The organism is Chamaesiphon sp. GL140_3_metabinner_50, from assembly GCF_025361915.1.
Lineage (GTDB): Bacteria > Cyanobacteriota > Cyanobacteriia > Cyanobacteriales > Chamaesiphonaceae > Chamaesiphon.
In genome coordinates, this window is the sequence record NZ_JANYJC010000052.1 from 1 (window position 1) to 10,344 (window position 10,344).

Below are 10,344 nucleotides of genomic sequence, written 5' to 3' on the forward strand. Positions count from 1 at the left end.
TAATTAGCTTAAATCCGAGGGTACCCATTAAGCGGCGGTTTTATTCGGGGGTTCCCCCCAAATAAAAAACCGACAAGACAGCGGGATCTCCAGGTTTTTGACATCACAGCATAAAACTTTAAAACAACCTCACATTAAACCCACAATTACAAACCCAACCGAGAATTATTATGAGTACAGAATTTCGTCCGACTGCCGAACAAATCCCCGCTCAAACGCTTGCCTATCCTGCCAGCCAGTCAGACATGAATCCGCTGCCAGATAGCGATTTATCTAACTACAGCCCTGCTGGTAAACTTCAAGGTAAAGTAGCTCTAATTACTGGTGGTGATTCGGGCATCGGTCGAGCTGTAGCGATCGCGTATGCAATGGAAGGTGCCGATGTCGCGATCGTTTACAATGTCCACGATGATGATGCCAACATTACCAAAGCATTAGTCGAAGAAAAAGGTCAACACTGTCTGACGATTAAAGCCGACGTTCGCGATTCTGCACTGTGCAAACAAGCAGTAGCGCAAACTGTCGAAAAATTCGGACACCTCGATATTTTAGTAAACAATGCGGGTTATCAAAAAGTCCAGTTTGAGATTGAAGATATCTCGGACGAACAGTTTCAGCGGACAATGGAAACCAACATCTTTGGCTATTTTTATATGCTCAAAGCCGCCCTACCCCATCTCAAAGCGGGCGATGCCATCATCAATACCAGCAGCATTCTCGGTCTGATTGGTAAAGAATTTTTAGTCGATTACTCCGCTAGTAAAGGGGCGATTAACGCCTTTACCAAAGCTACAGCCCAAAATCTAGCAAAACGCAAAATTCGGGTCAATGCAGTCGCTCCTGGCCCCGTCTGGACACCGGGAATTCCCGGTACGATGACACCAGAACAGGTGGACAATTTCGATAAGGATAATGCGATGGAACGTGCGGGACAACCCGAAGAACTCGCACCTACTTATGTCTATTTTGCGTCTGAAGATAGCAGCTTTGTGACTGGGGCGATTCTGGAAGTTACAGGCGGTCAGGTATCTAGTACGTAAAAAATGCCATGTCAATTACTACAGTTAAATCGATCGGGATGACGGTAGCAGACATGGAGCGAGCGATCGACTTCTACACTACCATATTCGGATTTACCACGATCGGAGATCGTCAAGTCACAGGCATGGAGACTGTTGATGAAATATCCCTTCAAACCGAGCGATCCTGTGAAGAATCTACCACCATCCAACTGCGAGTAGTAGATCTCCAACTAGGGGCAGAAACGATCGAACTCACCGAATATATCACCCCCATAGGTAGACCGATACCCCCAGATGCCCGCAGCAACGATCGCTGGTTCCAGCATATCGCGATCGTCGTCTCAGATATGGAACGCGCTTACCAACATCTGTGCGGGCATCAGGTGACCCAAACCTTACCCAGTCCCCAAACCTTACCCGATTGGAATCCAGTTGCTGGCGGGATCCAAGCCTTTTACTTTAGAGATCCCGACGGTCATCATCTGGAACTGATTCAATTTCCCACGGGCAAAGGCGATCCAGAATGGCAAGGGACTGACTCACTATTTTTAGGCATCGATCATACCGCGATCGTCGTGGCAGATACAGCCGCCAGTCTGGCTTTTTACTGCGATTTATTGGGAATGAAACTCAAGCAACAGAGTGAGAATTTTGGCGTAGAGCAAGATCGGTTGAGCGGCATTGCCAATGTCAGAGTCAGAATTAGTAGTCTCAAAGCACCCGCAGGCATCGGCATCGAGCTGTTAGAATATCTAGCACCTACCGATGGTCGCCCAATTCCGATCGATACTGAGTTTAACGACCTCTGGTGCTGGCAAACCAACATCATCGTCACAGCACCGCTCGATACAGTCCAACAACTCACTGCCGCCCAATTTCCACTCGTATCCGCTGAAATATCACTAGCTAGCGAATCCACCCTAGAATTCGATCGACAGTTCGTATTTCAAGACCCAGATCGCCACACAATTCGGCTAGTGGATCGCTTTAAAAAAGCAACTGTAAACCACTACTAAAATAGCGTAAAAACCGCTATCTATATGCATCACAAGCTATCTTGCTCGGCTGTATAATAGATATATAGAGATAGAAAAGGACAAGACTTAGTGAAGATTCAACCCTCCGTACTGGTTCACCTGGGATTTGGTAAATACGTACGATCGGATAATGTGGTTGCATTGATTCCTCTCGAACAAGAACGCGGCCCCGGACGGCGGACGATCGTTTATCTGCAAGGGCAAGACGAGCCGCTGACAGTCTCAAGATCGGAAGATACGATCGTTCGCGACTTGGTACAAGAGCCGCATGAAGTGACCCAATCTCGCCAGCAACAAGAAATTCTGCGCGATTTGCTTCAAAACTTGGGCGGTGTCAATGCTACCGTCCGCCGCATCAGCCGCGATGAAGGCGGTCTCGACCTCGATCGATTAGAAGATCGGATTATGAAGGTACTCGAAGATTAGCACCACTAATGAATGAGGATTAAATAACTTGCGTAGGTTGGGTTATTTCGCTAAAAATCCCACTCCCGATCTGGGGAGTGGGATTTTTAGCGAAATAACGTGGGCGCAGCCGAATGTAACAACGACAATACCCCATCCGCAATTAACTGTACCGCGATCGCCAAAATAAAGAAGCCCAACACTCGATTCAACGCACCCAGACCATTTTGACCCAAGATCGATAGCAACGACTCTCCCAGCACTAGGCACACATAGAGCAAACAACCGAATAACACAATCCCGATCGAACATCCCAGATAATCGCTCCATTGCGTCATCCTCGTTGATAATCCAATAATGACACCGATCGATCCTGGGCCTGCAACTAATGGAATTGCCATCGGTGTAAACGAAATATCCTCCTGCTCCGTCCCCGCTTTTTGTTCGGATGCCATCAGGCGCGGTTTACTCGTCACCATTTCCCACGCGGCATGACTCACTAATAAGCCACCAGCAATCCGCAATACATCCAGCGAGATCCCAAAAAATTGGAGAATCGATCGACCGCCAACCAGAAACACTGCCAAAATCAAAATTACGTTCACAGCCGTGCGTTGAGCTTGTTTGCGGCGATCTCTGCGGCTATCTGTCGCACTCAAACTATAAAATATCGGCACTGCACCGATCGGATTGGCAATCGGAAATAAAGCTGCCAAAGTCCCGATCGCATAGTTCAGAATGCTTGATGTCATAGGATTTTGGATTAGTTACTAATGTCGATCGTGTAAATATGCCCAACAAGCCCGCGCGATTTCCCACTCTTCTTGAGTATGAATTGCCAGTAATCTGACCGCAGATTTAGCAGTCGCCACATCGCGATCGGGTGGGATAGATAACTTATTGAGATCGGGATCGATTTCTACTCCCAGAAACGCCAATTTCGACGCTACAGCAGCACGAATACCTGCGTGATGTTCTCCCACACCTCCAGTAAAAATCAGTGCGTCCATGCCACCTAGAGCGGGTAATAACGAACCAATTTTAGAGGCTAATCGATCGATATACATATCCAAAGCCAATTTCGCCCGATCGTTTCCGGAAGCGATCGCCCGATCTATTTCCCGCAGGTCATTCGACACCCCAGATACACCCAATAAACCCGACTCAAAATTCAAGATTCGATCGAGTTCTACCACAGTATATTCCCGTTCCCGCAATAGGTGAAGAATGATCCCCGGATCGATCGATCCGCACCGTGTACCCATCATCAAACCATCGAGCGGCGTAAACCCCATCGTCGTATCGATACACCGTCCAGATTTCACCGCCGCCAGCGAACAACCATTCCCCAAATGACAACTAATTAATCGCAACTCACCCAGATCTCGCCCTAATAATTCTGCTGCACGTTGGGTGCAATATTGATGACTGATGCCATGAAAACCATACTTTCTAATCCCTCGTTCCAACCACTCATCCGGCACGGGATAAGTATACGCCACCTCTGATAAATCTCGAAAAAAAGCCGTATCGAATACGGCAATTTGGGGCGTATCTTTAGCGATCGCTGATATTGCTGCGATCCCGATTAAATTAGCCGGATTGTGAAGCGGCGCATAGATCGATAACCTGTCGATCTCAGCTTTGACTGCATCATCGATTAACGTCGGTTGGCGATATTTATCGCCACCATGTACCACCCGATTGCCAACGATATCGATCGCGTGAATATTTTCAACAACCTGAGTTTTACCACTCCAGAGCCAATTTAATAGATCGTGAATATCCTGTTGCCGATCGGTTTGCGATCGTTCCTCCTCTATCGATTCATCCGCAGTTTTGGCTGTTAATGTCGCCGCTCCAGTCGAATTCCAGCTAATTGCTCCCGTCCATAATGGTACTACCAAATCCTTGGGTTCTGCTTCAGTCAATCGATATAAGCTCGATTTAAAACTACTCGAACCAGCATTCAACACTAAGATATTCATACGGTATTAATAAATATATCTAGTAGCTGATATTAAAGATCTACGACAGCAAATAACCTCAGCCATAAGATAGATTTAGTGACTAATATGATGGTCTCGATCGCACTTATTTGTCGATCGAGAAACAAGTACGAATGTTTTTAAGATCTAACTAAGACTTCTACTCAGTACCGAGCTAATATACTGGTTCAAACTTACCGCTTCTACTTCAGCTTTATGCGCCAAATCTCGATGTAGAGATTTAGGCATTCTGATTAATAATTTGCCACTATATTCAACTAGATTATTCGGCAAGGGAATCGGATCGCCCATTTCATAAGCTGTTTCGATCCATAGTTCTCTAGCTTCTTGAATATTCGCCATCGTCTCTGCTAATGTTTCACCTTGAGTAAAACAACCAGACAGATCTTTGATATGAGCGACATATCCACCTTCTGGATCGGGATCTAAGGTAACGGAGTAAGTGAGAGATAAATAGTACTCTAAAGGTTCTCTACTCATCATTTGTTGTTGTATCTTGGGTTTCATCGTCTATTGCAGGTGCTATTTCATCGGGTGCTGCTAAATCTAACAAGTCCACAATTAATTTAACGTACACTCCCTTAACTTTCTGTCCGCCTTTTTTGGGAATGACTACTTTTTGTCCGATCTCATTGCGGAAACTATGGTGGCTACCTCTAGATCGAATTTCTACAAACCCAAAAGCCTCCAACAAATAGCGGATATCTTCAAACCGCACTTCTGGAAGATAGTTGAGAAATTGCTGGATTAGTTTTTCTAGCTTACCCATAGAGCGATGATATCACAAGTAGTATCATGCCGAATTAACATCGGGGATTTTCAGAAGATATAAATCGCTAAGACTATGCTGCGAGTACCAGAAATGACGATCGAAAGTGTCCGAAACAGATTTTGGAACATCTTGTTGAATTCTTCTAATTTCTACACAATCAAAATCAACACTTGTAACTTCTCCCATTAGTTCAAGACTGGCGATTAGACAACCTCGATCGAACTCTGTCAGGTTACCTGATTTATACCAGTCTCTAAACTCGATCGAACAAAAATCTCTGACTATAGACTTGCGATTTGATTTCATTACTTTATGGATAATTATTGGCGAGGGAAGTTAGCATTTATAGATTCGATCGCCGCACTCATACTAAATTATGGTGTTTTAATGATAAGTTCCTTAATTTCCATAATATCCCGAAAACCAACTGCGATCGCTTGACCATCTTTGACAAAAATCGGACGTTTTAATAACATCACATCATCGCTAAATGCAGTTACCCATTCAGCTTCAGTCCAAGTATCTTTGAATTCACCCAATGCGCGATAAGATTGTCCCGAAGTATTTCGCATTGGTTTGTCGCCTAAAGTAGCGACCCAACTGGCAATTTGAGCCTGACTGGGCGGACGTTCTTTGGTATTGATAAATTCATAACTAATTGCCTGGGCTTCTAACCATTGGAGAGCTTTTTTACAAGTCCCGCAGGTGGGAATGCCATATACTTGAATTGAAGTCATTTAAAGCGATTAATTGTAGGGATGAGAGGAAGGATGTTGCCAATAACTACCTTTAGCAATTGTAGTTTCTAGTTCTGCTGCTGGTAAGGGACGACTGAATAAGAAACCTTGAACGGTATCGCAATTAATCGATCGCAAGAATTCTAATTGTTCGACGGTTTCTACGCCTTCGGCTACGACTTTAAGATTTAATTCGTGTCCTAAGTTAACGATCGTTCTGACGATACCAGCATCGACTGTATTTGCGTGAAGTTCTCGAATAAACGATCGATCGATTTTAAGTCGATCTAGGGGTAAATATTTGAGAATTGCCAGGGAGGAGTAACCTGTGCCAAAATCATCCAAAGAGATCTTAACACCTATTTCCCGCAGCGATTCTAAAATGGCGATCGCCAGGTCTAAATCTTTAATAGCGATACTTTCAGTAATTTCGACTTCTAGGGCTGCGGGTGCGAGTCCCGTTTCGGCTAAAATCTCGATAATAGTCTCAATTAAGTGGCGATCTTGGAGTTGTTTGACTGAGAAATTTACGGCGATGGGAAAGTTGCCAAATCCCCGATCTTGCCAAGATTTTTTCTGTTTGCAAGCCGTTCTAATTACCCATTCTCCCATCGGTAAAATCGAGCCAGTTTCTTCGGCAATGGGGATAAAATCTGCGGGATTAATCAGTTTTGCATACAGATCTTGACAGCGCAATAAGGCTTCGATACCGCTGATTTTGCCAGTATGAATATCGATCTGGGGTTGGTAATGTAATAATAACTGGCGATCGTCAATTGCTCTACCTGCTAAACCAGCACAGACGCTATCGAGCATGTGCTCTAATTGTAAGCGATGCTCGGCGACAGAGGTAGCACCGACAGGGGTGAGATGGTAAGTTGGAGTACTATAAATCTCATAATTATTCCGGCCGTTGTGTTTGGCTCGATCGAGTGCGGCATCGGCATGTTTGAGCAGAGTTTGACTATCTTGTCCGCGACTCGTGGCGATCGCGATGCCCATACTTGATTTAATATATAATGAGTTAGTTTTTAAGTTAGCAAAATTGCGATCGAACATAAACGGTAGATCGAAACATTGCAAAACGCGATCGGCAATGATATTCACAGCAGCCCGATCGGCTAATGCCGGAATTAGAATTGCAAATTCATCACCGCCCCACCGTCCGACGATCGCCCGATCGTCGAGAGTATTTTTCAAGCGTTCGGCAATTAATTGTAGTAATCGATCGCCAAATCGATAGCTAATTCCATCATTAATATTCTTAAACCGATCTAGTCCTAAGAAGATCGTCGCTAAAACTTCGCTATCTCCTGGTATTTTTGCTAGTTCTAAAGTTAGCAGTTGAGAGAATAACAGTCGATTTGGCAACCCAGTTAACACATCATAATAAGCCCGATTGCCACACATCTGGGCGACACGTTGCGCCATCACGGCTAGATAAAGTTCTGCGGCTAAACTTTGAGCGAGTTTCAACTCTTCATCCGTCCAGCGGGCAGCTTGCGGCGGTATGGGTGCAGATCTAAATAGCGTCAGACAGCCGATACACTGTCGATCGGATCGCAATGGTAAAATCAGTAGCGATTCGATACCGACATTCCCAAAAGCGGCAAATAACGGCTTCAATAGTTGTCTTTCGGCGATGCGATCGATCGGATCTGGAAGATTGGAGGCGCGATCGTTCGTAGCCTCAGTATATAATATATCTTGCCAGACCGAATTTTTCTCGATCGGAGTCGTCGTCTGTGGCTGCAAGCCGTAAGTATAAACTTGAGCGCGTCGAGCTAGCGGCTTGGCTAAGATTAACAGCCTACCGCCATCAGCTTGGAGAGCTTGAGTGATGTGTGCGAGCAACTTTGACTTAATTTCAGACGTAGATGGTGACGAGCACGACATCTTCATAGATTAGCAATCCGAATTTTTAAAGCAGAGGTAACCTGTAACCATCGCGGGGATAAATAATGATACTCTGGATCGGGAGCACGCGAAGATCTGTAAATATCCCCATTGACATTTACTCACATTTTGCATCAAAACATAGCTACTAGTGTTTTAGTGGATAGTGAATAGTGGATAGTGGATAATCTAGCAATAAGTTTCGAGGCTATTTCGCTCGGTTGTGATGTACTGGTGCAAGATGTGAGTTTAGCGATTATGGATGACAGCATTAACGATTCGCCCGCATCTGCGGCGGAACTTGCCGAATTAGTGGCGAGTGCCAATCGCGATCGAGTGCCCCTAGTTATTGCCGGAAATCGCAGTAAACTAGACTGGGGGGGCATTGTCGCGGGTACCAACCGAATTGTCAGTACTCAAAAGCTCGATCGACTCATCGCTCATGCCGTTGGCGATTTGACGGTAACAGTCGAAGCCGGGATGCCATTTGCCCGATTGCAAGCAGTTTTAGCTACCGCTGGACAGTTTTTACCATTAGATCCAGTTTATCCCGACCGGGCAACAATTGGGGGGATAATTGCCACCGCAAACACTGGTTCGTTGCGACATCGGTATGGCGGCGTGCGAGATTTGCTACTGGGAATAAGTTTCGTGCGTGCCGATGGCAAAATTGCCAAAGCGGGGGGTAGAGTCGTCAAAAATGTGGCTGGCTACGACATGATGAAGCTATTTACTGGCTCTTACGGCACATTAGGGATTTTGACAGAAGTAACCTTGCGCGTTTATCCCCAACCGACTAATACAGGTACCGTCATCATTACAGGCGCGATCGATCGACTAGAGCAAGCTGCTAAAATACTCCTCGCCAGTACCCTTACCCCCATTGCGGCGGATGTAGTCTCTACCGCCTTGAGTCAGCAATTAGAGCTGAGTAATACCCCCAGCCTCGTCATTAAATTTGCCACCATCCCCGCAAGTATCGCCGAGCAGTCAGCACAATTGCTAGATATTGCCAAAGGATTGGGGTTAAAAGCAGGCATCTGGCAAGGAACCCAAGCTGAAAACTTGTGGAGCGGCATTCAGACCAAAATTTGGGGCGAACGACCGATCGGGTGTAAATTAGGTGTCAGACTCACCGCCGCAGTCGCCACGATCGCCACACTCGATCGATTGACAGATAATACCGCTCCAGGCGTAATTCATCTCAACAGCGGCATCGGAGCCTGCGCTCTAGGCGATGCGAAACCGATCGAACCCCTCCGGAGTCAATGCGAAGCATCCGGTGGCTTCCTGTCCGTTCTACAGGCACCTGTAGAAGTGAAACAGCACCTCGATGTCTGGGGCTATCGCGGCAATACCGTACCGCTGATGAAACAAATCAAACAACAATTCGATCCGCTGGATCTTCTGAATCCGGGTAAGTGTTTTTAGGGGATGGGAGATGGGCGATGGGAAGATGGGGGATGGGCTAGCGTGGATACACGAGTCGAATAGACTTCGTTTTGAGATCTAAATCCCCCAACCCCCTTGGAAAGGGGGCTTTTGCTCCCTCCCCTTTATAAGGGGAGGGCTGGGGTGGGGTAAAGGACTACGCAGCAACTCAAAGAGACTTGTCTATACAATGCAGCAATAAGAGATAGTGAATAGTATCTAGAAGTAAGTTTTGAGACTATTTTTATCAATTGCCACATACTGGGGCAAGATGTGAATAAATCGAAATTTTAGATTTTGTCTGTTAAGAATGATAGCGGCTGACTCATATTAGCGGCAAAACCGAGAATACCTCGATCGCGATGTTCGGCTAATAACGCTCCTTGTCGATCGAATAAAAAGCTCCCACCTCGTTGCGTTAAATAAGTCGGATCGGGTACATAAGTCTGCCAATTCCCGATAACTTCTGCCATATTTCTCAACCTTAACGTTGCCAGTTCAAACGGTCTTTGAAAACCACTCCCACCTGCGACATTAAAAAATGCACCATCGATCGGCGGTAATGGTTTCGCCCTAACAACTTCGCCATCATTTATTAATTGCGGTGCATTACGATCGCCTTTATAGCCTCGAAACACCTCGCGTAAAGTACCAGGGCTACCGATACCCGCACACATTAAAATTAGATTAACCCACGCATTTTGAGCGGCTGAAAATTTGGGTATTTTTAGAGATAATCCCGGATAAAGACCGATCTGAGTATGTAACTTAGCCTCGCGATCGATAAATAACCATTCAGTGGGAAACTTAGTAAACTCACAGAACTTTTCACCAGCAGATCGATCGCCGATACCCACCATTCTAATCGCTAAACCCGCCGCTGCAAGCTGTTGTCGATCGCGTTGCAACCACCACGCATATTCGAGACTATCAAAATCGCCCAACTGCGGACAAACGATAACCAATACTCGATTTGCCGTCTCACAACCGCTCAATATAGAAATAACCTTACCATCGCTAACTCGCAGTCGATCG

At 45.8% G+C, this 10,344-nt stretch carries 12 protein-coding genes; 4 read left to right on the forward strand and 8 right to left on the reverse strand.

Annotated elements, in window-relative coordinates:
• The first annotated feature begins 167 nt into the window (after positions 1–167).
• The 3 genes from Q0R35_RS02585 (at position 168) to Q0R35_RS02595 (ending at position 2,485) form a co-directional block, all read left to right on the forward strand.
• Positions 168–1,040 (forward strand): glucose 1-dehydrogenase, encoded by an 873-nt coding sequence (locus tag Q0R35_RS02585; protein ID WP_366944807.1) that lies wholly within the window; start codon positions 168–170, stop codon positions 1,038–1,040.
• An 8-nt stretch (positions 1,041–1,048) separates the two neighbouring features.
• Positions 1,049–2,038, forward strand: coding sequence for a VOC family protein (locus Q0R35_RS02590; RefSeq protein ID WP_295614164.1), 990 nt, complete (start codon positions 1,049–1,051; stop codon positions 2,036–2,038).
• A 90-nt stretch (positions 2,039–2,128) separates the two neighbouring features.
• Positions 2,129–2,485 (forward strand): hypothetical protein, encoded by a 357-nt coding sequence (locus Q0R35_RS02595; protein WP_295614166.1) that lies wholly within the window; start codon positions 2,129–2,131, stop codon positions 2,483–2,485.
• Positions 2,486–2,571: 86 nt separating this feature from the next.
• Here Q0R35_RS02595 and Q0R35_RS02600 read toward each other — a convergent pair whose 3' ends face one another.
• The 7 genes from Q0R35_RS02600 to Q0R35_RS02630 form a co-directional block, all read right to left on the reverse strand.
• The gene (locus tag Q0R35_RS02600; protein ID WP_295614168.1) at positions 2,572–3,216 is read right to left on the reverse strand and encodes a MarC family protein; all 645 of its coding nucleotides are present in this window, start codon (positions 3,214–3,216) and stop codon (positions 2,572–2,574) included.
• 18 nt (positions 3,217–3,234) lie between these two features.
• Positions 3,235–4,452 carry an acetate kinase gene (locus Q0R35_RS02605; protein ID WP_295614170.1) on the reverse strand — a complete coding sequence of 406 codons (1,218 nt, stop codon included), beginning with the start codon at positions 4,450–4,452 and terminating at the stop codon, positions 3,235–3,237.
• 147 nt (positions 4,453–4,599) lie between these two features.
• Positions 4,600–4,980, reverse strand: coding sequence for a type II toxin-antitoxin system HicB family antitoxin (locus Q0R35_RS02610; protein WP_295614172.1), 381 nt, complete (start codon positions 4,978–4,980; stop codon positions 4,600–4,602).
• Complete coding sequence (locus Q0R35_RS02615; RefSeq protein WP_295614174.1) at positions 4,946–5,242, reverse strand: type II toxin-antitoxin system HicA family toxin; 297 nt, start codon at positions 5,240–5,242, stop codon at positions 4,946–4,948. The genes Q0R35_RS02610 and Q0R35_RS02615 overlap by 35 nt, the downstream gene beginning before the upstream one ends.
• A gap of 24 nt (positions 5,243–5,266) precedes the next feature.
• On the reverse strand, positions 5,267–5,551 hold the full coding sequence (locus tag Q0R35_RS02620) for a hypothetical protein (protein WP_295614176.1): 285 nt from the start codon (positions 5,549–5,551) through the stop codon (positions 5,267–5,269).
• Positions 5,552–5,619: 68 nt separating this feature from the next.
• Entirely contained in the window at positions 5,620–5,982 is a 363-nt protein-coding gene (locus Q0R35_RS02625) for a Spx/MgsR family RNA polymerase-binding regulatory protein (protein WP_295614178.1), read from the reverse strand.
• Positions 5,983–5,991: 9 nt separating this feature from the next.
• Entirely contained in the window at positions 5,992–7,884 is a 1,893-nt protein-coding gene (locus Q0R35_RS02630) for an EAL domain-containing protein (RefSeq protein ID WP_295614180.1), read from the reverse strand.
• A gap of 252 nt (positions 7,885–8,136) precedes the next feature.
• Between Q0R35_RS02630 and Q0R35_RS02635 the strand changes: the two genes are divergently transcribed.
• Positions 8,137–9,309, forward strand: coding sequence for an FAD-binding oxidoreductase (locus tag Q0R35_RS02635; protein WP_295614182.1), 1,173 nt, complete (start codon positions 8,137–8,139; stop codon positions 9,307–9,309).
• Between the two features lie 290 nt (positions 9,310–9,599).
• Here Q0R35_RS02635 and Q0R35_RS02640 read toward each other — a convergent pair whose 3' ends face one another.
• Positions 9,600–10,337, reverse strand: coding sequence for a peroxiredoxin-like family protein (locus Q0R35_RS02640; RefSeq protein WP_295614185.1), 738 nt, complete (start codon positions 10,335–10,337; stop codon positions 9,600–9,602).
• Positions 10,338–10,344: the final 7 nt, after the last annotated feature.